We start from the raw sequence: 23086 nt of genomic DNA on the forward strand, positions 1-23086 counted from the left end.
TCCAGTTGAGGTGCCAGGCAGCGTCTCGAGAGTCATCGAGGCGGCCGAAGACCCACGCTGTCCGACGTCGCCTGAGGGAATCGATCACGGCGCGGAGGCCTAGGCTTCGCTTGCACTCCAGCTGTACGCGGCACGCCGCGTACAGCACAGACGACGTGGGTCACTCGCGGCGATAGATCGCGGCGTACTCGGCCCGGGCCCGAGCGATCGACTCGCGGTTGGCCTCGGCCCGGGCGGCGCGGAAGGTGCCAGGCGGAAAGCCGTGCTTGGTCAGGCGGTGCTCCGCGCTCTCGGTGCTGTAGGCGCCGGAGTAGAAGTAGCTCACGATCAACGCGAGCAAGCTCATCCCGACATGCATCAGCGGTTCGGCAGGCAACAGCCACCACACCGCAGCGAGTGGCCAGATGACAACACTCGCCCGCACGAAGTGGCGCAGCAGCCAGCGGCGCCCGGTCACGTCCTGCAGCACCCACTCGCGGTACCGGTCCGGCAGTCGTCCACCCGCGGCGTACCACAGCCAGCGCAGCGGGCCGGGTCGCCTCAATTCGCTCTTCATCAAGTCCGACCATACGCACGCCTCGGCCTGGGAGGGTGTTAGAACGATCACGACGAGGCGGGCCGAACTCGCAGGTCGCTGCGGCCGCGGAAACGTCCATAGCCAGCGGCGCCGGAAGGAACCCGTGCGTTGTACGCCCGCCGTGCGGTCCGGTGCCGGCGGACATCGGCGTGATCGAACTGGACCAGCCGCGGAGCGGTCTGCTTCTGATCAACCAGTGGCGGGAGTGAGCCGCGAACTCCACGGCTCGGTCGCCGATACTCCCGCGGCAAATCACCGGATTCACCCCGAAAGGCGCGCTGAAGTGCGACGATTAGTCGATGGAGTACGTGGAACGTTCTCCCGTACCGGCTCTGGCGGGCGTCGTGCGGACTGTCTGGATCCACCGCACCGGCACAGATCCGTACGTGCAACGGCACCTGCCGACCGGCGGAGTCGAGATCCACTGCCCCATCGGCGGGCGGCCACAGCTGATCGGCCCGCTCACCGGCCCGAAGGTCGACGTCATCCCACCACGCACGACCATCGTGGGCGTCCGATTTCAACCGGGAACCCCGCCCCCACTGCCGGCCGTCCCCGGCGAGCTGCTCGACCAGCAGGTAGATCTCTCGGACCTGTGGGGACGGCTGGTCGACCGCCTCGTGGCGGCGATGGCCGAGACGGGCTCGCCCGAGCGAGCACTGACGTACCTGCAAGCCCACCTGCTCGCCGAGTATCGCCACGCAGGCGGCCCGGACCCGCTGATGCGCGAACTCGTGAGCGCGCTGATGCCGTGGCATCCGGTCAGCATCGACGCGATCGCCTCGCACCTGTCACTGTCGATCAGTCAGCTGCGTCGGCGCTGCGTACACGAAGCCGGGGTGAGCCCGAAGGTGCTGCAGCGGACGTTGCGGTTCCAGGGTTTCCTCGCGCTCGCCCAGGCCGGTGCTGCCGCCACGGGCCGGCGTGGCACGGACGGAGTCGCCGGGCTCGCGATCGACGTCGGGTACGCCGACCAGGCGCATCTGACCCGCGAGTGCGTCCGGCTCACCGGATGCACACCGCGTCAACTCCTCGGCGGTGACATCGACCGGTGCGCATGCGGACACGACCACGCCGCCTCCTACCGGCCGTTCCTCGCGACCCGCCTGCGGCCGCCGTTGCGGGGGTAGACCTGCGCGATTCGTTCAAGAATCGCCTTCTCGCCACGCCTAGCGTCGAGGGCATGACAGACCTTGCCCGGCTCGACGGCACCGTCTTCGCCCCGGGATCGCCGGGATACGAAGCGAACCGCCGCCCAGCCAACGTCGCGTATCACGACGTGAGGCCCCGACTGGTGGTGTCGTGCCGCTCAACCTCGGACGTCGTCGCCGTTGTGTCGTACGCGGCGACCGCCGGGGAACGACTCGCGGTGCGTGGGGGTGGGCATTGCTTCGCCGGACGTTCGTCTACCGACGGAATCGTGCTCGACCTCTCCGAGCTGAACGACGTCACCGTGGCCGCCGACGGCGTCGCGACGATCGGCGCCGGCGCCCGCCTGGGACAGGTCTACCCCGCGCTGCACGCGCACGGCCGGACATTGCCGGCCGGGTGCGGACCGACCGTCGGCATCACCGGCCTCACGCTCGGCGGCGGCATCGGCCTGCTCGGACGACAGTACGGATTGACCTGCGATCGCCTGGTCGGAGCACAGGTCGTACTGGCCGACGGCAGCGTGGTGAACTGCGACGATGCGCACGAGCCGAAGCTGTTCTGGGCGCTCCGTGGTGCGGGCGGCGGACAGTTCGGAGTCGTCACCGCGCTGCAGTTCGCCACCGTCCCGGAGCCGCTGACCACACGCGTGGAGGCGTGGTGGTCCGACGTCGCCGTCGAACGGGTCATGGCCGCATGGCAAGCGTGGGCACCGGACGCCCCGGACCAACTCACCGTCAACCTCGCGGTCATCGCCGAGCCGGGCGAGCCGGTCGCGGTCACGGCATTCGGAGCGGCCACGTTGCCCGAGGCCGACACCCACGGGTTGCTGCGCGAGTTCACGCAGCTCGCCGGACTGCCACCGGTGACGGAGCTGATCCCGGACATGCCCGTGCATCGGTTGAAGGCGTCCTTCTCCGACTCGGGCGAGCCGGGCCGAGCCGTGCGGATCAGATCGGAGTTCTTCACTCGCCCGATGCCGGACGACACTCTCGCATCGCTCACCTCTGACCTCACTGCCGGGCCGATCCACACCACCCGCCAGCTGTCGTTCACCGCCATGGGCGGGGCATACGACCGCGTGCCGGTCGGCGCCACCGCGTTCGCCCACCGCGGCCAGCGTTTCCTGCTCGAGCACACCGCAGCCGCGGGAGACCCGTGGGTGGACCGTTCGTGGCACGCCGCGCACGGCGACGCCTCCGGTCGGGTGTACCCGAACTTCCCGGATCTCGAGCTCGACGACTGGCCCGCGGCCTATCACGCCGAGAACCACGCTCGGCTGGTCGAGGTCAAGAACGCCTACGACCCGCACCGGTTCTTCCGCTTCCCGCAATCCCTCTGAACCCGGCGAGCAAGGAGCACACGATGGGCAAGGTCTACAGCGCACATTCGGTCTCGGTCGACGGATACATCACCGGCCGCGGGCCGGCGCCCGGACGCGGACTCGGCGACGGCACCGTGCTGTTCGACTGGTACTTCGACGGCGACACGCCGAGTCGGGTGTTCGACGGGTTCCGGCTGAGCGAATCCAGTGCGAAGTTCTTCGACGCGCTGGCCGGGCGGGACGGCGCCATTGTCGCCGGTCGCAACACCTACGAGGACTCCGACCGCTTCGGCGGCGGGAGCCCGCACCCCGACGCTCCGCTGTTCGTGGTCAGCCACCGGCCCGCGCCGGAGATCACCGAGCGGCAGACCCTGGTCACCACCGGCATCGAGGACGCCATCGCCGCCGCCCGCAAGGTCGCAGGCGACAAGGACGTCGGCTTGATGGGCGGCGGTGTGCTGACCGCCGCGCTGAGAGCCGGACTGGTCGACGAGGTCGTGCTGCACCAGGTGCCCGTCCTGCTGGGCGGCGGCCGCTCGTTCTTCCAGGAACTGCCTGAACACATACACCTGCGGCTACTGGAGGTCGTGCCCGCACCTGGCGTCACACACCTGCACTACGAAGTCGTCCGCTGAACCCGCCGAAGGAGCAACCATGCTTGACCCCGCTGTCCGCCGCGTCCTCGACGGCACCCCGATCGCGCACCTTGCGAGCGTCTCACCCGACGGGGCGCCGCACGTGGTTCCCGTCTGGATCGGCACGCGCGGCGACCACGCCGTCGTGCTGACCGGGCCCGGCTCGCGCAAGGCACGCAATCTCCGTCGCGACCCACGTGTGGCGCTGTCCATCGCGCCCGCCGACAACCCGTTCGAACCGGTCGTCATCCGCGGCAAGGTCGTCGAGTGGCTCGACGGGGACGCGGGATGGGAGGTCGTCGACCAGTTGTCGGACAAGTACGTCGGTGCTGCCTACCCTCGTGACGACGAGCGGGTCGTGGCCGTCATCGAGGTCGTTCGGCAGACCGTCGGCGTCGGGTGAGCTCACGCTCTCGCGCCAGCATCACCTGTCTGCGGGGGTCAGCGTCACCGCTGCACACACCTCCGGTCGCGGCACAGATCAACAAGGCCCGTCGAGCACTCTCTCGACGGGCCTTGTCACCTGTCTGGCTGTCGGCCGCTATCCCTTCCGCGGGCCCCGGTAGTACTTGATCATGCTCGCGTAGCTCTCGCCGGCGAGGCCGTCGGCGATCGCTTGCCGGGTGAGCTCGGCAAGATGACGGGGTAGCGCCGCGTTCACCTCGTGGTCCTCGCTGGTGCGGGTCACGTGCTCCAGTGCCGTCAGATTCATTTCCGTGGTGTCGATCGTGCCCGCGAACTCGCCCGCATCGATCTTCGGCGCTTGGTCGTCGAGGATCGGCACGACCACCGAGTTGAGAAACCATCCCGTGGCCATCGACTCGAACTCCGTGGCGGAGACTCCGGCCGTCCCGACGAGTGCCGCTGCGTGGTAGAAGCCGTTGACCGTCGCGTACATGAAGCCCAGCAGTGCTGTGTTGTACAGCACCGCCAGCCCGGGGTCGGTCCCCACGTGCGACGACGCGCCGCCCAACACGTCCAGGGTCGATCTGTGCGTGTCGAACACGGCGCGATCGCCGCTGTAGAGAATCACGGCGTCCGGCTGCCCGACGGCGGGCACCGGCACCATGATCGCGCCGTCGAGGTAGTCGACGCCGTGTTCCTCGGCTCAGGCCGCGGCCTGACGGGCCTGTTCCGGAGTACCCGAGCTCAAGTTGACCAGCAGTCGCCCGCGGAGGGCGTCCACGCTCGAACCGAGAACGTCGTACATGGCGTCGTAGTCCGCGACGCAGGAGATGACGATCTTGCTGGCGGTCACGGCGTCATCGACTGTGTCGGCGCGAGACGCGCCTTCTGCGACGAGCGCGTCAGCCTTGGCGGCCGTGCGGTTCCACACCGTCGTGGCGTGGTCGTGCCGCAGGAACGCCCGAGCCAACGCCGAGCCCATCGGACCGAGCCCGAGGACCGTCACCGATAGTTGATCATCCATGTGCGCCATTGTGGTGCCGTCACCGCGCGATCGCTTGTGCGATGTATTTCGCCAGGACTTCCGGTGCCTGAGCGTGCGCGAGGTGGCCCTGCCCCGGCATGCGAACCACGTCGGCTTGTGGCAGGGCATTCCGGATGACCTCGAACGCCGTGCCGTACGGCGGCGCGCCCTCGTTGAGTTCGCCCAGCAGGAGTGTGACCGGAACGTCGATCTCGGGGTACCGGTCCCACGCCGGAGTGTGTGCGTTCAGCGCGACCAGCTCGTCCGCAAGGGGGTGGGCGAGCGGACGTAGCACGGGCCAGACGGGGTTCGCGCGTAGCTCGGCGACGTACTCGGCGGAGAACCCCGACACGGTGCGGTTGACGATCTCGACGGCCCGGTCGAGATCCCCGTCGTGGTGCGCGTTCCGCAGGTCGTCGAGCGCCTCGATGCCGAACGGGCTCGACACCGGTTCGTAGGCGACGACCGAGCGCAATCTTTGACGGTCGACAGCGACCTCGAGGGCGATCAGGCCGCCGTAGCTCCAGCCGAACAAGTCGACCGGCTCGCCGATGACGTCCAGCACGTGGTTCAGGTCGTCGATCTCGGTACGCAGCGAGTAGTCCGGCCCGAGCGGCCCGCTGGGCACTCTCCCCCGCCGGTTGAGCACGATGACCGGATTGGGCACCGGCAGCGCATCGACGACCGGCCGCCAGCTGCAGGCGTCGGCCATGACGCCGGGTACGACGACCAGCGGTACGCCGTCACCGTCGCTGCGCTCGGCGAACAGCACGGTGCCGTCGCGGTCGAATCGCAGGGTTCGCATCATCTTCCTTTCAGGAGGTGAAACCGGGCAGCAAGCCCAGCAGCGGGATGGTGATGGCGGTGCAGACCGTCATCGAGAACACGTTGCCGGCGAACGGGTGGACGCCCGCGGGCAGACGCCGGGTGGCGAACGCCGCCAGTGGTGGGCCGGTGAGGGCGCCCAGGACCGCGCCGGCAACGATCGCGGGGATCGTCGGGCCGAACGTGAGCACGGCCGCCGGGGCGACGGAGACGACCGGAACGAAGGTCGGGTACCAGCCGTGCTGGGCCCATTGACGGCGGTAGACCAGCACCCCGACCGTCGCGGTGAGTACCTGTGCGGCGAGCAGCGCGGGCAGCAGTGTGCTGCCGTAGACCGGAACTTGCGGGTTCAGCACGTACGCCAGGACCGTCCCCACGATCAGCCCGAGCGAGGCGATTTCGTTGCCGTGGAACGGCGCCTCGGTGAAGTCGGCGAGTACGCGCCGGACCACCCATGCGGGTCCTTGACGCGGGGGTTCGACGGGCGCTTCGGGTGCGGGCAGGGGTTGCGGCATCCAGGGCAGCAACCGGCACAGCGGGAAGGCCAGGAGCGCTGATATCCACATCGCGGTGACGTTGCCGACGACGGCGGGGAGCTCGAGCGGCGCGCACACGTAGTTGACCAGTAGCAGGGCGATCGGAACCGTCAGGCCTGCACCGAGGATCGCGCCGGTGACGGCCACACCCCACCCGCGGCCGTAGGTCAGTACGACAGCGGGCGGGACGGACACGAACGCCACGAACGTCGGCTGCCACACGCCGGACGTCTCCAGCGTCCAACCCCACAGGAAGTGCGACACGACCACGGCGAGCAGGGCCGACGCGGTCACCCACGGCCACAGGCCGGTGCCGCCGCTGATGGCGAACCCGGCCCATCGGCGGCCGCGTTTCCACGCCACGTGAGCGATCCACCCACCCGCGAGCATCCCGAGCCCGCCGAGCGCGGTCTTGTAGAACTGCGCCTCGGTCGTGTCGCCGAGGCACCAGCGGAAAAATTGCCAGACGTTGTCGTACGCCTGTGCCTGCCACTCCTCGTAACCGGGCAGGACGTGCGGCAGCGACGCGGCAGCCCGGGCAAGGACGAGAGCGAGGCCCGCGGTGGCGGCGACCAGAGCGCCGCCGGCGAGCCAGCGCCCGAGCGAGCCCGCACTGCGCGTGTCGGTCGATTCGGCGAGTTCGGTGGCCATGGGTGCCGCCCGTCAGCGCGGGTAGACCTGACCGCCGCGGTAACCGAGCAGCGGATCGTAGAGATCGGTGCGGCGGTCACGGGGCAGGTCGTTGAGCTCGTTCCAGATCGCGGCCGAGCGGGTCGCCATCAGGTCCAGCTCGGCGAACACCGTGGTCTCCCCCTCAGCCGGAGCCACCTCGCCGACCGGCCAGCCGTTCGTCCCGGTGATCAACGAGCAGCCGAGGAACTTCGCGCCGCGCTCCTCCCCGACGCGGTCGGCTGCCACGATCGGCACGTTGTTGACGTGCGAGGCGGTCATCGTCAGGTACGAGGCCATGCACTTGCCCGCGTCGTCGAACAGCGGCGGCGGCGTCCAGACCCAGTTGTTCACGCTGCAGATGACATCGGCACCTTGCACCGAGAGCAGCCGGGCGACCTCCGGGAACCAGATGTCCCAGCAGACCAGCAAGCCGATACGGCCGATGCGGGTGTCGAACACCGGGAAGCCGAGGTCGCCGGGCGTGAACACCAGCTTCTCGCGGTTCCACAGGTGCGTCTTGCGGTAGTGCCCGATGAGCCCGTCCGGCCCGATCAGCACGGCGGTGTCGTACAACCGCACACCGTCCGCCTCGGCCATGCCACCGACCAAGTGAATGCCACGGTCACGGGCGAGTTCGCACCACGCGTGCACCGTCGGCCCGGTCAGCGGCTCGGCGTGCGCGTAGGCCTCCTCGCGGGTTTCGAACGAGTAGCCGGTGTTGACCAGCTCGGGCAGCACCACGAGGTTCGCGCCCTCGTCGGCGGCCGCGTTCGCCAGCTCGAGGGTGCGGGCGAGGTTCTTGTCCTTGTTCTCCATGCCGACCTGGGGGTCGCACTGGACCGCTGCGGCGACGATGACGCTGGTGGACATGCGGTTTCCTTTCAGTGGGTGATGCCTGACAGGGCTTCGGTGGCGGACAACAAGCGGTACTCGGAGCCGGGTGGGCCGACCAGCTGAACGCCGATCGGCAGGCCGTCGACGCGGCCTGCGGGGACCGAGACCGCGGGCAGGCCCAGCACGCTCCAGGGGCTGGTCAGCGACAACAGGGCCGTGCGAATGTCGACCGGCTCACCTGCGACGCGCCACTCGCGGCTGCCGAGCGGTGGGGCCGTCAGCGGGATCGTCGGCAGGGCGAGGAAGTCGACCCGGCGGAAGACCTCCATCACGGATTCGCGGACGCGGTCGCGACGTTCGAGTGCGCGGACGTACTCCCAGTCGTGGACGTCGCCACCGGCGAAGAGCCGATCGCGTACTTCATCGCTGTACAGCTCGGCTTCGGTGGCGAGCCGGTCGACGTGCACCGCGTAGGACTCCCTGCCCTGGATGACGCGGTACGCCTCGCGCAGGTCGCGGATCTGTGGGAGCGAGACCGTGCTGGGTTCGCCGACGGCGAGGCGCGCTGCGCGCGCGATGCGGGGCTCGACGGGATGGACTGTGCTGGGCTCGAGCCAGCCGATGCTTGGCAAGCCGTCCTGACCATGCGCGGTCTCGCCGGTGGTCAGAGCTGTCCACGCCAGGCGGCATTCCGCACTGCTGCGGGCCAGCACGCCGACGGTGTCGAGCGATGGGGCGAGCGGAAAGACGCCGCTGGTCGGGACCGCTCCGTAGGTCGGTTTGAGACCGACGACCCCACAACAGGCCGCGGGAACCCGCACCGAGCCACCGGTGTCGGTGCCGAGCGCGAGCGGGACGATGCCCGCGGCGACCGCGGCGGCCGAGCCGCTGCTCGAGCCACCCGCCATGCGGTCGACGGCGTGGGGGTTGTGGGTGGGGCCGTTCGCGGACAAGTCGCCGGTCGGGCCGTTGGCGAACTCGTGGGTGGTCGTCTTGCCGATGATGATCGCGCCGGCCTCCCGCAGCCGCGCCACACACGCGGCGTCCTGCTCGGCGACATGGCCGGTGAAGTGTCTGGCGCCTGCCGTGGTGGGCAACCCGCGGACGTCGATCATGTCCTTGACCGCGACCGGAAGACCGTGCAGCGGGCCGCGGTCGGTGCCTGCGGCCAGTTCTTCGGTCGCTTGCTCCGCTGCCCTGCGTGCTCCGGACTCGTCGAGCGTGACGAAGGCGTTGATCCTCGGCTGCCAGCGGGCGGCTTCGGCCAGTGCGATCTCCACCAGGTCGCGCGGTGACGGCCCGTCCGCGCGCAGCTTCGCCGCCAGCTCGGCGACACCGACCCCGGCGAAGAGGCCGGCACCAGGCGGCGCGACGAGCCCGGCCTTCAGGGATGACGACACACCGGTTCCTCTCTCGGACGCAAACGTTTGGGTTTCGTGTCGCGACGCTACCCAAACGTTTGGGGCAATCGTTTGGGTAGTATGAACGCACCATGGGCCGGTTCGTCAAGGGGTTGCCGGCGAAAAGGGAGGGGTCGTGAAGCGTCAGGGCGGAAAGAAGCCCGCCACGCTGCGGATGGTCGCCGAGTCCGCCGGGGTGGACGTCTCGACTGTGTCGAGGGTGCTCAACGGGCCGCCCGACGAGGTCTCACGCGCGGCGTCCCGGGAGACGGTCAAGGCGATCCGGGAGTGGGCGGCACGGCTGGACTACCGGCCGAACCCGCACGCGAAGAGCCTGCGGACCGCGCGGAGCAACCTCATCGGCGTGCTGGTCCCCCGATTGTCGGACGTCGTGTTGGCGACGATCTACGAAGGGATCGAGGATGCGGCCGCGCGCCACGGGTTGGCCACCTTCGTGATGAACAGCCACGACCGGCCCGAGAAGCAACGGGCGAGGACCGATCTGGCCCTGTCCCGGCGGGTGGACGGGCTCGTGCTGGGAGACGCCCACAGCGATGCGCAGCTCGTCGACGAGATCGCCGCGCGCAATGTTCCGTTCGTCCTGGTCAGCAGGCACGCAGGCGACCACCCGTCGGTCACCTGCGACGACTACCTGGGCGGCAAGCTCGTGGCGGAACACTTCCTCGAGCTCGGTCATGAGCAGGTCGGCGTGATCGCGGGCGAACCGTTCGCCAGCACCGGGATCGATCGCACCGCGGGATTCGTCGACCGCTACCGGGAGGCGGGTATCGACGTCCCGGTCGTGCACTCGGCGTTCGACACCGCCGGTGGGCACCGGGCGGCCGAAAAGCTGCTGCAGCAGGGTGCTCGGCCGACCGCGATGTTCGCGGTGAACGACTTCGCGGCCATCGGCGCCATGGGCGCGGTCCGTGACGCCGGCTTGCGGCCTGGCGAGGACGTGGCCGTGGCCGGCTTCAACGACATCCCGCTCGCGGCCGAACTGCCGCTGCCGTTGACCAGCGTGCGCTCACCCATGCACGAGATGGGCAAGCGCGCGCTGGAAGTGCTTGTCGCGATCCTCGGTGGCCAGGAGCCACGATCCGAACGCCTCGCACCGAAGCTGGTCGTGCGAGCCTCCACCCGTCCCTGACGGCCGTCGGCGGTTTCGGACTCCGTCGACGCTTCGCTCAGGCGAGACCGAGGGCCCGTACCCGGTCCGCCGACCTGGTCGATTCAGCCCGCCTTGAGCTGCTCGACCGCAGCGGCCAACAACTCCTCGCCCAGCTCGCACTGCTTCTCACCGGTATCGAACTCGCGCACCTGCAGCTCGAGGTACGTCTCCGGCCCGGCGTCCACATAGACGTTGCACGTCTCGGTGTTCGGAAACCAGGCCGTCACCGACGGGTAGCCCGCGAGCGTGCCGGACTCCGACGACCGGTACTTCGAGTCGCTGGCCACGCCGGCCGACTCCAGGCTTTCGCCGACCAAGCTCAGCGCCAGGATGCCGTCCTCGCGCCATTCGCAACCGTCGACACCGCCGGAGAAGGTGCGCGGCTGTCCCGGATCGGTGAAACCGGCGGCGGACAGCTCGTCCTTCGGCAGCAACTCACACACCTTGTCGTCCTGGAACTTGCTGACGTCCAGCGGTTGCTGCCGGCTTTCCTGGCCGGCGCCGCCCTCGCTGTCCGGCCCCTCCTCGCAGGCGACGAGCAGCGCAAGCCCGGCGAGCGCGACCGCCGCTCGTGCCAGGTGACCGTGCCGCACGTGGTGCTCCTTTCCTCGCTCAGCGCGCCTGGCCGGTCACCTGTCGGCCAGCTTCTCGACGACCGCCTCGGACAGGTCTTCGGCCACGTCGCACGGGTCTTCCTGTCCGTCAGGATTGGTGACGGCGATGGTGAAGGACGTCGTGTCGGACGCGCCCACGAACACGCTGCACGCCGCCGCGGGCGACTTCTGCGGCGTGGTGGTCACGCTCGGGTAGCCCGCGATCTCGCTCGGCTCGAACTTGTCGAACTTGCCTTCCGCCCGCCTCTGGTAGACCACGTCCAGGCCCTGGTCCTCGTGCAGGGTCAGCGACACCGTGCCGGTGTCCCACATGCAGATGCCGAAGTCGTTCTCGGTGCCTGCGTCGGTGATGCCGAGCTCGGTCAGCGCCTCCTCGGGCACCAGTGAGCACTTGTCCTGCGCGGCCTTGGCGATGTCGAGCGGCCGGTCCACCTTCGGTGCCTGCTGGGGTTGCTGCATCGGTGCTTCCGAGGTGGCTGACGGCTGCGCGCCAGCCTCTTGGTCGGCGTTCTGTGCCGGGTCCTCGCCGCACCCGGCTACCAGCCCGAGGCAGGCGACAGCGGCCAATGTGGCATTGATCGAGGAGCGCCAGGACAATTCGACTCCCTACCTTCTTCGTTGGTAACGGCTACCAGCAGCGAGGCCTGCGCGGACCATCTCACCGCACCGTCAGCGCAGGAAATTGATCTGGTCGAAGTCGTCGTCCCAGTCGTCCGGTCCAGGTCGCCTCGGTGCGGTACCGCCGGTGCCGTACCGGGGCTGACCGGCTCCGCCGTAGGGAGGCGCGGACTCCTCGGCCTGCTGGGCCGCTTCTGCTTCCTGCGCCTCCGCCTTGTTCAGGTCGGCCTTGATCTGCTCCCGCTGCTCGGGGGTCAGCGGCGGGACGGTCGCCAGCGAGTTGAAGGCGGCCTTGACGTCGGGGTCCATGGTGCCTGCGAAGTAGCTGGCGATCACGTGCCGCCACGAGAAGTCGCCCTTGGCGATGCGCTCCATGACGACCTGCCACTCCGGGGTGCGCTCGCGCGCCAGGATGCCGGCCTTCATCGCCTCGATCTGCTTGTCGGACAGCCGCTCCGCGTCCCGCGCTCGCTTCTCGCGCAGCTCCGCGGTCGAGTGCTCGACCTGCTGGATGCGCCGGTAGGCGGATTCGATGGTCTCGTCGATCTTGCGCCGCAGGCCGTCCAGATCGGGCAAGTCGACCTTGCCGAATTGCGTCATTCCACTACTCCGACCGAGTTGGCTGACATGGCCGCTGCCCGGCCCACGCTCCCCTGCGTCGGCTGGGCGGTCACGCCGTCACGTGATCCGGTGCCTCGGTACGCGTCGCGACTCACTTGAAGTCCCGACCGTACTTGACCTCACCGGAGCCGTCGTTCTTGATGTACGGCCGGTCGTCCTCGTTGAGCACCGGACCCTGGACCGGCGTGTAGTCCTCCTTCTTGGGCTTCTCCTCCTCGGGCAGCGGGTTGTCCTCCGGCATCCCTTCCTTGAGCCGGTCGGCCCGCTCCTTCGCCTCCTTGTAGTCGCCCTCGTACTTCTCGTAGACCTCGGAGCCCTTCTGCAGCTTCTTGAACGCGTCGCTGTTCTGCACCTCGGTGGTGATCTCTTTGACCTCGCGGGCGAACTCGCCGGCGTTCTTGACCACCTTGATTTCCGGGATCTTCTCCAGCGCGCCCTTGAGGTCGTTGAACAGCGAGAAGATCTCCTTGGCCTGACCGACCAACTCCTTCATGGTCTCGTAGGCCTCGAAGATGTCACCGATCACCCGGGCGATGCGCTCGATGACGTCGACGATGGTGTTGTCGTCGATGTCGATCCCGAAGAACTCCAGGAACGTGTCGACGACCGCCTTGGCGGTCTCCCAGATGGTGCCCAGCTGACCGCGGGTGATGTGCTTGGCGATGAGGTTCACCAAGATGTCGTTGAGGACTTCGCCGATGGCGTTCACCAGCCGCGCGGCCAGCTGCGCCAACACCTCCGCGATCTTCTTGAACGCGCTGGCGATGAACTCGCCGATCTGTTCCGCGGCACCCTTGACCATCTCGGACCAGTGGTGCTGGATGAACCCTTGTGCGGCGGCCGCGGCCTCGCCGGTCCACAAGTGGCTGTCGACGAGCGTGTGGAAGTTCTTGCTCATCTGGATGACGATCGCGGCGAACCCGTCCGCCAGCACCGCCTTCCAGGCGTTGCCGTTCTTGGTGAGCTCGTTGAAGTCACCCAGCAGCGGGTCGAGCACGACCGTCTCGAACGTCGGCGGGTCGCCCTCCCCGATCTTGGGCAGGCCGAACTGGTTGGACAGTTCGTACCACGCCTCCAGGAACCAGTCGGCGATCGACGCCGCCTCCTTGGCGGGCCCGCGCAAGTGCTGCGTCAGGTCCTTGTCGCCGCCTTCTGCGGCCTCGGGCGGCTGCAGAGCGACCTCGGCGATCTGGAAAGCGGACTTGCCGTCCTTGCCGTAGTAGTCCCGGCCGTGGCTGTCCCCCGGCTTCTCGTCGTCGAGGTGGAACTGGTCGAACAGGCTCGCGTTGGTCTCGTCCCTGCCTTGGATGTTGTCGGCCACGTCGATCATGGCGTCGCCGAGATCGGCCATGCCGAAGCCGATCTTGTCGAACACCTGCTCCACGGCGGGCTGGGCGACGTCCTTGATGGCCTCCCCGAACGGCTTGAGCAGCAGCCCGGCAGCACCACCGACGTTGTCGGTTTTCAAGCCGTAATCGATGGCGTACTTCTCGATGGTCGGAAGGTTGTACGCAGCTTCCGCCGCCAAATAGGTTCCGTAAGCCCGAATGCTGTCGGGATTGGCTTCCACAGCGGATCCCCCTGAGATGATCTTGCCCGCGGCCGTTGCAGTGTATCGATGCGCAATGAATACGCTCGCCGCCCCCGGCAAAGCCAACCGAACGGGTGGTCAATTGGGGTTCCGGCCCGTTTCCGACCTACGACGCCCTTGCCGACGCGCCGGATCCCGCTATCCGAGAAATGCACACAGGAAAACCCGGTCATATTGGACAATAGGAAGAAATTTGTCCGAATTCACGTGTGCGGGCAGCATGTGGTCACCATTCGCCGTGACCACATGCTGCGGCCCGAACGGTTCAACCGCCGGCCGGCCTTGCGGGCCTCGATCCGGGCACGACCGTGGTGCCCGCCACCGTGCCCGGGATGGCCGAGCGGTCCTCACGAACAACGGTGCTCGTGCGCCGAGTGAGCGCGGTGCTCGAGCTGAAGTGTGCTGTGGTCCAGCCCGAACCGTTCACGGAGAATCGTGACGGCCCGATCCAGCACCGACTCCTCGCCGCAGCCGGTGGCGGGTCGAACCTCGTCTCCCCCGCTGTCGACGACCAGATGTGCTGACGCGGCGGGCGTGCGGTCGTTGATCGCCCACACGTGGAGGTCGTGGACCTCCACCACTCCCGGAGTGCCTGCGAGCGCATCCTTGACCTCGGTGACGTCGAGTCCCTTCGGCGCGCCCTCGAGAAGCACATGCGCAGCCTCCCGCAACAAGGCGAAAGCCCTCGGGGTGATCAAGAGCATGATCAACAAGGACGCGACCGTGTCCGCATAGGGCCATCCCGTCGTCAGCAGCACGACGGCCGCGGCGATGACGCCGACGGATCCCAGGGCATCGCCCAGCACGTGCAGCGCCGCCGCGCCGGCGACGGGGACCTGCACTTGCCCGAGTCCGTACGTCCGGCGGAAGGTCGCCGGCCGCGTGGCCAGGATCACGCGATCAATGCGGCGAACAGAATCCTCGCGTCGGTCGACAGGTGGCCGGGATCGGCCAGCTGTGCGGGCGAACCCGTGATCAGTGTTCCGACCAGCCCGAACAGGGTGCCGGCGTGTGTGACGTCCAAGACGCTCGCCAGTCGCCGGCGATTCCCCTCCGGTGCGTGCTACATATCAGCTCGGCGCCTTCGTCGAGCGCTCCTGTGCGTTTCCGCGCTAGTTCCCCATGGCAAGACGTGCGCACCCATATCGTACGACTAGATTATTGCCCAACCCATTGCGCAACTGGTTTCGGAAACTCGGCAGTAGAGCCGCAGATGAAGTTATTGTCCTGACTTCAGACGTTCCACCGCTGAAGAAGCCAAGTTTTCTCCCAGGTCGCACAGCACTTCGCGTGACTCAAGATTCCCCACATGAATTTGAAAGTACGATGTCGGAGAGTCTCTACGTACACTTTGCACGCCCTGGTATCAGGAGACCAGTTGGTTACCGCCGCGAAGCCACCGATGTTCCCTGAATCCGAAACTTTGTCTTCCGTGTCGGCCTTGACCAGCTCGGACAGCTCCTGGCCGAGGCTGATCACCAGTGGAACGAGCGCGTCCCCGCTCCACTCGCAACCAGGCAGTCCAATCGAAGTATCCATGGGGCGACACGGCTCCGTTATCCTGCTCTGGTTCAATTTCTCACCTGGCAAGAGGTCGCAGGCGCTGTCGCCGGAATACTTGTTCACGTCCACCGAAGCAGACTCATCCGGAGATTCGCTACAGGCAGTCACCATGACCAATGTCGCCCCCATGAGAGCTACCGACCGCTTCGAACGTGCCGTCATCGAATGTTTCCCTATCTCTCCCGGGTGGATCGACTTCCACAGTGCGACGTCCCCCTCTTGCGAGTCTTGCGAGAGGTTGTGCAGCCGGCGGCCGAGTGCACTTCTTTTGCTCATTTGCGGTTTTAGAAACTGCGCAAGTGGCACTTTGGGGTTAACTTCCGTGCCGCAGGCGGGAGATAAGTATTGGTTTCTGACGGGGTGAGGTGCTGGCCATCGCCCGCCAGTTCGCAAGAGGGTCGGTGTGATCGGGTCTTGCAGCTCCCGCCAAGGTGCCCGCTCGCTCGAGGCGACGTACGCATGCCTGCCGGGACCGAAAGTTCCTCGAAGGTCTATACATGCAGCCACGGAGACTCGTTCGGCGGCCCGAATTCTTTGTGGAAGGGAAGTCTTAGTGGGCGGCACCTTCGGTATACAGCGGTAACCCAGTGTGGCGTTTGTCGAGGGATCGCTCTTTTGGCAGCCGGATGTGAGTGAGCGATCTGGAGCCCCAGGAAATCAGTGCGAAGGTGCTGCTGAGATTCTGTCCTCTCAATGGGCGGTTTTCGCAAAGGGCTGTCCGGCTGGCGCGCTGCCCAGATCGATTGTCCCAGCAGCGCCTCTCCACAGTAGGATGATCAGCGGACCTGAGGAACGCATCGACAAGAATCTGGTGGGCCCGGCGATGGTTCGGCGCAGCGCGGGCGCGGTGACTCGAACGTCGATCCCGGGCTCCGCGAGGTCCGGCTTCGAGTACACCCGGGTCTGAAAACCACAAGTCAGTCGAGCGGAGCCCTACATGCCTGTGCAGTATCCATGGTCCGCGGCCCGGCGGGGCGGCAGATGGTGAAGCTCCCGCGCGTGGTCATCGCAGCTCCGGCCACGGGGCAAGGCAAAACCACGATCGCCACCGGGCTGATGGCCGCGCTGACTGGACGGGGTCTGAGCGTGTCCGGCCACAAGGTAGGGCCGGATTACATCGATCCGGGCTATCACGCACTTGCTACCGGACGCCCGGGGCGCAATCTCGATCCCTTCCTGGTCGGCGAGGATCTGGTGACGCCGCTGCTGCTGCACGGTGCTCAGGGTGCGGAGGTCGCCGTCGTCGAGGGCGTCATGGGCCTGTACGACGGGCTGGTCGGCGGAGAAGGATTCGCGTCGACGGCTCATGTCGCCGCGCTGACCCGGACACCCATCATCCTCGTCGTCGACATCACCTATGCCTCACGCAGCATTGCCGCCGTCGTCCACGGCATGAGCACGTTCCAACCTGATGTCACCGTTGCCGGGGTCGTGCTGAACAAGGCCGGTCACCCGCGCCATGCGGCCGAAGTTTCGCGGGCGGTGGAATCTGCAGGCGTGCCGGTTCTCGGCGTCCTGCCACGCGACGACGGCATCCAGGCGCCTTCGCGGCACCTCGGGCTCGTACCCGCCGCCGAGCGGGGGCTCGCGGCCGAATCGTTGGATGCGCTGTCGGAGCACGTGGCCGCGCATGTCGACCTCGACGCTGTGTTGGATGTCGCCCGGAAGGCACCCGAGCTCGACGCAAAGCCGTGGGACCCAGCTGCCCATGTGAGTGCGTCGAGCCACGACTCCCCCGTCGTCGCCGTCGCTGCCGGCAGAGCGTTCACGTTCCGATACGCCGAGACGACGGAGCTCCTCGCAGCAGCGGGATGCACGATCGCGACCTTCGACCCGGCCCGAGACACTCACCTGCCCTCGGGCACGCGCGGGCTGTATCTCGGTGGCGGATTTCCCGAGATGCATGCCTCCGCGCTCACCGACAACGCGAGTTTGCGCGCCGAATTGCGGCAAGCGGTGCTCGACGGCGTGCCGACGATCGCCGAATGCGCTGGGCTCCTCTATCTGTGCCGGAGCCTCGACGGCAAGCCGATGGTCGGAGCGATCGACGCCGAGGCGGTCATGACCTCGGGCTTCACGCTCGCGTACCACCGGCCTGTGTTGAGTTCGGATTGCCTGCTCGGAGAAGAAGGCACGCCCGCGTCCGCGCACGAGTTCCACAGCAGCACGGTCTCCCCCACGCACGACGCCCGGCCACTGTGGAATATCGACGGCACGCCTGCGGGCTTCGCCGGGCCGACGTTGGCGGCTTCCTACCTGCATGTGCATTGGGCGGGCCACACGGATCATGCGCGACGATTCGTCGACGCCGTTCGGGTCGCAGGTGTCCACCGGGGCGCGCCCGCACCGCCGGTGGATGGTCCTGTCCCGGACCCGTTACGGCACCACGGCGACGAAGAGATCGGGGACGGCCTGCTCGATTTCGCTGTCAACGTCAGCGATCTGCCGCGCCCGACCTGGTTGGACGAAGCGATACGCGAAGGTGTCGCGGCGTCGACGCACTACCCCGACTCGCGCGAGGCGCACGAGGCCGTCGCGCGCCGCCATGGGCGCGCCCGTGCGGAGGTGCTGATCACCGCAGGCGCTGCGGAGGCCTTCTACTTGATAGCGCGGGCGCGGCCGTGGCAACGCCCAGTTGTGGTCCATCCGCAGTTCACCGAGCCGGACGTCGCGCTACGTTCGGCCGGACACGAGGTCGGTCACGTGATCTGTCGATCCGACGACGGATTCGCACTGGAACCGACACAGGTGCCCGACGATGCCGATCTGGTCATCATCGGCAACCCGACGAACCCGACCGGCCGCCTGCATCCGGCTGCCGTGCTGAAGTCGTTGACACGGCAAGGGCGAGTGCTGGTGGTCGACGAAGCCTTCATGGATTTTGTCCCTGGTGAGCCCGAGACGCTGGCGGCGCAGCGGTTGCCAGGTCTGGTAGTCATCCGCAGTCTGACCAAACTGTGGTCGATCCCGGGCATCCGGGCCGGCTACGTCGTCGGGGACCCGGATGTGCTGGCAGATCTGCGGCATCATCAGCAACCGTGGCCCGTCAGCAGCCCGGCGCTCGCCGCGATCACGGCCACCTGCACCCCCACGGCTCGGGCCGAACAGCGGCGCAGGGCCGAGCAGATCGCGCACGACCGCGAGTTCCTGGTCCAGGGATTGGACGACGTGGGCATCGAGGTGGTCGACTCCACTGCGCCTTTCGTTCTGGCCAGGCTCGGCGGCATGCGTTCGTGGCTACGCCGTGAAGGTTTCGCCCTGCGCAGGGCCGACACCTTCCCCGGTCTCGACGAATCGTGGGTTCGGATCGCCGTACGCCGGCGCGAGGCAACACAGCGGTTGTTGACGACGTTGCGGAGCGGCACGACGTGAGCATTCGAGCTCGTACCGGTCGCGCTGTCGGGCTGGGCTTGGGCTTCATCCTTGACCGGCTTGTCGGCGATCCAGCCCGTTTCCACCCCGTCGCCGGCCTCGGCCGATATGCCCACGCGCTGGAAAACGCGTTCTACGGCGATCGTCGCAGGTCAGGCATCATCTACCACGCCGCTGTCCTCGTGCCGCTTGTCGCCGCTGCCGTACTGGTTCAGCGGACCGCACGATCCTCGGCACTCGCTACCGCGGGGGTGACGTGGGCCGTTTTGGGTGGCCGGTCACTCGTGCGGGAGGCCGACATCATCGCCGGCCAACTCGCACGCGGCGAGCTCCCGGCGGCGCGCGAGCAGGTCACGCACCTGGTCGGCCGGGATCCACGTCATCTGGACGCCGACGGGGTCAGCCGGGCGGTCGTCGAGTCACTGGCGGAGAACACCTCGGATGCGGTCGTCGCTCCCCTGGTCTGGGGTGCAGTCCTCGGTATCCCGGGCCTGGTCGGATACCGCGTCGTGAACACGCTCGACGCGATGGTCGGCCACCGCAGCGATCGATACGAGCGATTCGGCTGGGCCAGCGCCCGTGTTGACGACCTGGTCAACCTGGCGCCATCGCGAGTGACGGCCGCATTGGCGGTAGTCCTGGCTCCTCTGGTCGGCGGTCGGCCCGCGGCGGCCGTGCGCGCCTGGCGGCGGGATGCCAGGCGCCATCCGAGCCCCAACGCGGGCCCGGTCGAAGCGGCGTTTGCCGGAGCACTCGGCATCACGCTTGGCGGCACCAACCACTACGGGGACAGGATCGAGCACCGTGCCCGCCTGGGTGATGGCCCAGCCCCCACGCTCGCCGATCTGCCCCGCGCCAAGAGGCTCGCAACACTGATCGCCTGGACGGCTGGCGGTATCGCTGTCGCCTTCGCCCAGGCCGGGAATGGGAAACCACGCGAACACCATGGAAGCCGACGCCGGAGGCTGCTCCGGGCCCGCGCTACCGGGTGAGCGGCTGACATCAGCCTTCCGCCTCGACGGCCGGGTCCTCGTGATTCCCGGCTTCGCCGGGCATTTCCCGGCGCGACCAGTAGGAGGCGACGATCGGGCCGGAAACGTTGTGCCACACGGAGAAGATCGCCGCCGGGAGCGCCGCCACCGGGCTGAAATGGGCAGTGGCCAGCGCGGCGGCGAGCCCGGAGTTCTGCATGCCGACCTCGATGCTGACGGCACGCCGGGCCGGGATGCTGACCCGACAGGCCTTGGCGATCGCGTAACCGAGCGTCAGCCCCAGGCCGTTGTGCAGGATGACCGCGACGACCACCAGCAGGCCCACCGACAGCACGGTGTCCGCGCTCCCGCCGACCACGATCATCACCACGGCGGTGATGCCGACGACCGACACGAGCGGAAGAGCGGGCAGCAGCCGATCCACGAACGACGGGACCACGGTGCGCAGAATCAAGCCGACGACGACCGGCACGACCACGATCTGCACGATCGACACGAACAGGTCTCCCGCGTCGACCGGAAGGAATTCGTCGGCCAGCAGCAGCACGAGCAGCGGGGTCAGCAGCGGAGCCAGCAGCGTCGACACGGTCGTCATCGCCACCGACAGCGCCGTGTCGCCCCGGGAGAGGTACACCATGACGTTCGAGGCGGTGCCGCCCGGAGCCGCGCCGACCAGCACCATGCCCGCGGCGAGTTCCGGCGACAGGTCGAGCGCAAGGGCAAGGCCGTACCCGGCCAGCGGCATCACGACGTATTGAGCGGCCACGCCGAGAAGCAGGGGCCAGGGACGCTTCGCCACCGTCACGAAGTCGCGAGGCTGCAGCGTCATCCCCATCCCGAGCATGATCAGCGCGAGCAGCCACGACACGGCCGGGCCTCCCGCGGCGAACGTCTCCGGGGTGAGCAGCGCAATCGCGCCCGCCACGACGACGATGACCGCGAACCAGCGGCCGACCAGCGCGCCTACTCGTTCGAGAGTCTGCATGGATAGCTCCCGCTCCAAGCTTGTCTCGGTGACCACGCATCGCCCGTCGCGGCCGTGGAGAGTGCCCATCGAGAAGTATGGCCATTTGTCAGACAGTCATGGAACCAGTTCGGCCCGACAACCCGGGAGTCGACCCGCCCTATGAGACGAACGCAATCGGCGCCTCGCGGCCATGCCCCGGCTGTCGGCTCTCGCCTTGTGACTTCTTGTCGCGTTGTGTGCATTCGGGTCGCGGCGTTTGCTTAAGATCTTGCGAATGAGGTGGGGTGATCTTGGGGGCTACGACTGGCAGCTACTTCCCGCAGCGCAGGGCGGTCCCACGGTACTGGGCCTGACCTTCGGGTACGGGCTGCTCGACGAGTCGATCGCAGAGTACGGAACGCTGCGCTACTTCGCGTCGGCTCTGCGGAGCGAGTTGGCCCGGCCCGTGGAGCTGGCGACCAACACGGTCGGGGTTCCCGAGGTCGAGATCAACATCCAGCCGGACACCGTCGCCGTCTCGGTCGTCGGTGACCGCGACACCGTTGTCGGTGCGTGGCAACGGTTGCCCGCGTTCTTCGACGGAACGTTCGCCATCGAGCCGACCGAACCGCACCCGACCGACGAGTGGGGCTGGACGGTCGACATGTTCGCCCGTGCTGGGAAGAACTCGTACTCCCTGTCGCTGTTGCCGCAAGAGCCGCCACGGGTCGGCGCGGAAAAGATCGCCCAGCTACGTAGCCATCTCGCCCCCCGCAAGGGCGCGGTTCGCTGCCTGTTCTACACCAACGACGAAACACTCGCCGTCTCTCTCCCCTGTCCGCCCCGGAGACCGACCCACGGAAGACACTGCCGCCTGCCACTCCGCGCGCTCGCGGCAATTCCACCGGCGGATTGATCTCCGCGACCGCCGGTGGGGCGCTCTACTTCACCGGTCTCGTCCCGCGCACCACCGCCGGCTTGGCGGGCGCCCTGGTCATGCGCACGCATTTCGCCAACGCCCTGCACACGGTCAGCGGCCGGGAATGGCCCGAGGTGAGTTGCTCACCCCGTGGGATGGGCGCCGACCTGCTGTTCTCGATCAACGCCCGACCGTCGGTATCCGCTGACCTGCTCCGGCGGGCCGTGACCGTGATGCTCAACGAACCGGTGTCCGACCTACTCGTCGACGCTGTCATCGACGAGGTCGACGCGCTGCCCATCTGGTCGTTCCAGCGTGATCGCCGCGTGCAGGGCCTGCTGGACGAGCCACCGTTGAACCGCGAGCAGGTGCGACAAGCCCTGGCCGAGGCAACGCGCACGTTGCACATCACCGACATCGGCATCGGCGAGATTCCCGGCTATCCGTCGTTGGACCGCGCCGTTCCGGACGACAAGCAGCAGGAATTCACCGGCGTGCTGCCCGAGGCGCAGCTCAATGCGGCCGGGTTGGCTCACCGCGTCACCATCGGGAACCGCACGCTGCGGGTGCCGAGCGAGGATGCCGTCGTCGATCTCGACAATGCGGTGGTTCGGGTCGACCTCGCCGTCGGGGGTGGGTATGTCGTCTGGGACGACCTGTGCACCGGCATTCCGGTCGACCCCCGCGTCTACGCCAACGGCGCCGAGCTGGAACGCCGGCTCGAGGAAAAGCTCGCCCACGTCCCCCGCATCACACCACCCGACGTGGGCCCCGATCCAGTCCCCGAGCTGCTGAGCCAGAAAACCAACCAAAAATGGCGTCGCTGGCTCGGGGCCGGTATCGCCCTCGTCGTCGCCGTCGTCGTCATCGTCGTGACCGCGATGGAGAACTCCAAGCCGTCGCTCGAGCCGGTGCAGAAGCGGCTCACGTTGGGGCAGACCGCCACACTGGCCAGCGGCACCACCATCACCGTGGAGGCGGTGGACCGCGCGGTGACCAAGGACAACGAGGTGACGCTCACGGTGGGCGTGCGCGCCTGCGCGGGTGAGAACCTCGACACCGAGGATGACGATGCGATCGCTCAGCGCCGCATCGGGCCGGTCAACTTCCAGCTCTGGTCGGGCTCGGGCACGGCTGCCATGCGGGTCGACGACGACCGTCAGCAGCTGCAGACGATCACCCTGCCGCCCGGCGAGTGCACCAGAGGCGAGTTGATCTACCAGACTCGCGATCCCGACGATCTGCGGCTGGGATACGAGAACCCGTTCGGCGACGACGTCGTGTGGTACTTCCGCTGA

At 67.9% G+C, this 23086-nt stretch carries 23 protein-coding genes; 9 read left to right on the forward strand and 14 right to left on the reverse strand.

Features of this window, described 5'->3' with window-relative positions; genetic code table 11:
* Positions 1-160: 160 nt before the first annotated feature.
* Positions 161-556 carry a DUF5313 family protein gene (locus YWM_RS0103050; RefSeq protein ID WP_028849470.1) on the reverse strand — a complete coding sequence of 132 codons (396 nt, stop codon included), beginning with the start codon at positions 554-556 and terminating at the stop codon, positions 161-163.
* A 320-nt stretch (positions 557-876) separates the two neighbouring features.
* Between YWM_RS0103050 and YWM_RS0103055 the strand changes: the two genes are divergently transcribed.
* Genes YWM_RS0103055 through YWM_RS0103070 form a run of 4 tightly spaced genes read left to right on the forward strand, consistent with a single transcriptional unit; the run spans position 877 to position 4088 of the window.
* On the forward strand, positions 877-1707 hold the full coding sequence (locus YWM_RS0103055) for a helix-turn-helix domain-containing protein (protein WP_028849471.1): 831 nt from the start codon (positions 877-879) through the stop codon (positions 1705-1707).
* Positions 1708-1760: 53 nt separating this feature from the next.
* Positions 1761-3068 carry an FAD-binding oxidoreductase gene (locus YWM_RS0103060; RefSeq protein WP_028849472.1) on the forward strand — a complete coding sequence of 436 codons (1308 nt, stop codon included), beginning with the start codon at positions 1761-1763 and terminating at the stop codon, positions 3066-3068.
* A 23-nt stretch (positions 3069-3091) separates the two neighbouring features.
* The gene (locus YWM_RS0103065; protein ID WP_028849473.1) at positions 3092-3685 is read left to right on the forward strand and encodes a dihydrofolate reductase family protein; all 594 of its coding nucleotides are present in this window, start codon (positions 3092-3094) and stop codon (positions 3683-3685) included.
* Positions 3686-3704: 19 nt separating this feature from the next.
* Positions 3705-4088, forward strand: a complete 384-nt coding sequence (locus tag YWM_RS0103070; protein ID WP_028849474.1) for a PPOX class F420-dependent oxidoreductase — start codon at positions 3705-3707, stop codon at positions 4086-4088.
* Positions 4089-4226: 138 nt separating this feature from the next.
* Here YWM_RS0103070 and YWM_RS26730 read toward each other — a convergent pair whose 3' ends face one another.
* Genes YWM_RS26730 through YWM_RS0103095 form a run of 6 tightly spaced genes read right to left on the reverse strand, consistent with a single transcriptional unit; the run spans position 4227 to position 9381 of the window.
* The gene (locus YWM_RS26730) at positions 4227-4745 is read right to left on the reverse strand and encodes an imine reductase family protein (RefSeq protein ID WP_245565892.1); all 519 of its coding nucleotides are present in this window, start codon (positions 4743-4745) and stop codon (positions 4227-4229) included.
* Between the two features lie 48 nt (positions 4746-4793).
* Positions 4794-5114 (reverse strand): NAD(P)-binding domain-containing protein, encoded by a 321-nt coding sequence (locus YWM_RS26735; RefSeq protein ID WP_245565893.1) that lies wholly within the window; start codon positions 5112-5114, stop codon positions 4794-4796.
* Between the two features lie 19 nt (positions 5115-5133).
* Complete coding sequence (locus YWM_RS0103080; RefSeq protein ID WP_028849475.1) at positions 5134-5919, reverse strand: alpha/beta fold hydrolase; 786 nt, start codon at positions 5917-5919, stop codon at positions 5134-5136.
* Positions 5920-5929: 10 nt separating this feature from the next.
* Positions 5930-7126, reverse strand: a complete 1197-nt coding sequence (locus tag YWM_RS0103085) for a hypothetical protein (protein ID WP_028849476.1) — start codon at positions 7124-7126, stop codon at positions 5930-5932.
* 12 nt (positions 7127-7138) lie between these two features.
* A complete protein-coding gene (locus tag YWM_RS0103090; RefSeq protein ID WP_028849477.1) occupies positions 7139-8017 on the reverse strand; it encodes a nitrilase family protein in 879 nt (292 codons plus the stop codon).
* A gap of 11 nt (positions 8018-8028) precedes the next feature.
* A complete protein-coding gene (locus YWM_RS0103095) occupies positions 8029-9381 on the reverse strand; it encodes an amidase (protein WP_028849478.1) in 1353 nt (450 codons plus the stop codon).
* Between the two features lie 136 nt (positions 9382-9517).
* Here YWM_RS0103095 and YWM_RS0103100 point away from each other — a divergent pair, with 136 nt between their 5' ends.
* Positions 9518-10531, forward strand: coding sequence for a LacI family DNA-binding transcriptional regulator (locus YWM_RS0103100; protein WP_028849479.1), 1014 nt, complete (start codon positions 9518-9520; stop codon positions 10529-10531).
* 83 nt (positions 10532-10614) lie between these two features.
* Here YWM_RS0103100 and YWM_RS0103105 read toward each other — a convergent pair whose 3' ends face one another.
* The 6 genes from YWM_RS0103105 to YWM_RS27010 form a co-directional block, all read right to left on the reverse strand.
* On the reverse strand, positions 10615-11145 hold the full coding sequence (locus YWM_RS0103105; RefSeq protein WP_028849480.1) for a DUF3558 family protein: 531 nt from the start codon (positions 11143-11145) through the stop codon (positions 10615-10617).
* Positions 11146-11181: 36 nt separating this feature from the next.
* On the reverse strand, positions 11182-11763 hold the full coding sequence (locus tag YWM_RS0103110) for a DUF3558 domain-containing protein (protein WP_084612149.1): 582 nt from the start codon (positions 11761-11763) through the stop codon (positions 11182-11184).
* A gap of 72 nt (positions 11764-11835) precedes the next feature.
* Positions 11836-12384 (reverse strand): hypothetical protein, encoded by a 549-nt coding sequence (locus YWM_RS0103115; RefSeq protein ID WP_028849482.1) that lies wholly within the window; start codon positions 12382-12384, stop codon positions 11836-11838.
* Between the two features lie 112 nt (positions 12385-12496).
* Positions 12497-13933, reverse strand: a complete 1437-nt coding sequence (locus tag YWM_RS0103120; RefSeq protein ID WP_156914596.1) for a hypothetical protein — start codon at positions 13931-13933, stop codon at positions 12497-12499.
* Positions 13934-14343: 410 nt separating this feature from the next.
* Positions 14344-14838: a cation diffusion facilitator family transporter gene (locus YWM_RS21980; protein ID WP_245565894.1), complete on the reverse strand. Its 495-nt coding sequence runs from the start codon at positions 14836-14838 to the stop codon at positions 14344-14346.
* Between the two features lie 50 nt (positions 14839-14888).
* Positions 14889-15020 (reverse strand): hypothetical protein, encoded by a 132-nt coding sequence (locus YWM_RS27010; RefSeq protein ID WP_281168786.1) that lies wholly within the window; start codon positions 15018-15020, stop codon positions 14889-14891.
* A gap of 1538 nt (positions 15021-16558) precedes the next feature.
* On the opposite strand from YWM_RS27010, the gene cobBC reads away from it, so the two are divergent.
* Both cobBC and YWM_RS21985 read left to right on the forward strand, forming a co-directional pair.
* Positions 16559-18931: a bifunctional hydrogenobyrinic acid a,c-diamide synthase/histidinol phosphate aminotransferase CobBC gene (gene cobBC / locus YWM_RS0103135; protein ID WP_245565895.1), complete on the forward strand. Its 2373-nt coding sequence runs from the start codon at positions 16559-16561 to the stop codon at positions 18929-18931.
* Positions 18928-19923 carry a cobalamin biosynthesis protein gene (locus tag YWM_RS21985; RefSeq protein WP_245565896.1) on the forward strand — a complete coding sequence of 332 codons (996 nt, stop codon included), beginning with the start codon at positions 18928-18930 and terminating at the stop codon, positions 19921-19923. Before cobBC ends, YWM_RS21985 begins: the two co-directional genes overlap by 4 nt.
* Before the next feature lie 10 nt (positions 19924-19933).
* Here the strand turns inward: YWM_RS21985 and YWM_RS21990 are convergent, their stop codons facing one another.
* Complete coding sequence (locus tag YWM_RS21990) at positions 19934-20908, reverse strand: bile acid:sodium symporter family protein (RefSeq protein ID WP_043659175.1); 975 nt, start codon at positions 20906-20908, stop codon at positions 19934-19936.
* 256 nt (positions 20909-21164) lie between these two features.
* Between YWM_RS21990 and YWM_RS0103150 the strand changes: the two genes are divergently transcribed.
* Together YWM_RS0103150 and YWM_RS0103155 are read left to right on the forward strand one after the other, a co-directional pair.
* Positions 21165-21785: a hypothetical protein gene (locus tag YWM_RS0103150; protein ID WP_028849485.1), complete on the forward strand. Its 621-nt coding sequence runs from the start codon at positions 21165-21167 to the stop codon at positions 21783-21785.
* Positions 21782-23086, forward strand: coding sequence for a hypothetical protein (locus YWM_RS0103155; protein ID WP_028849486.1), 1305 nt, complete (start codon positions 21782-21784; stop codon positions 23084-23086). The genes YWM_RS0103150 and YWM_RS0103155 overlap by 4 nt, the downstream gene beginning before the upstream one ends.

It is taken from the genome of Thermocrispum municipale DSM 44069 (assembly GCF_000427825.1).
Classification (GTDB): Bacteria; Actinomycetota; Actinomycetes; order Mycobacteriales; family Pseudonocardiaceae; genus Thermocrispum; species Thermocrispum municipale.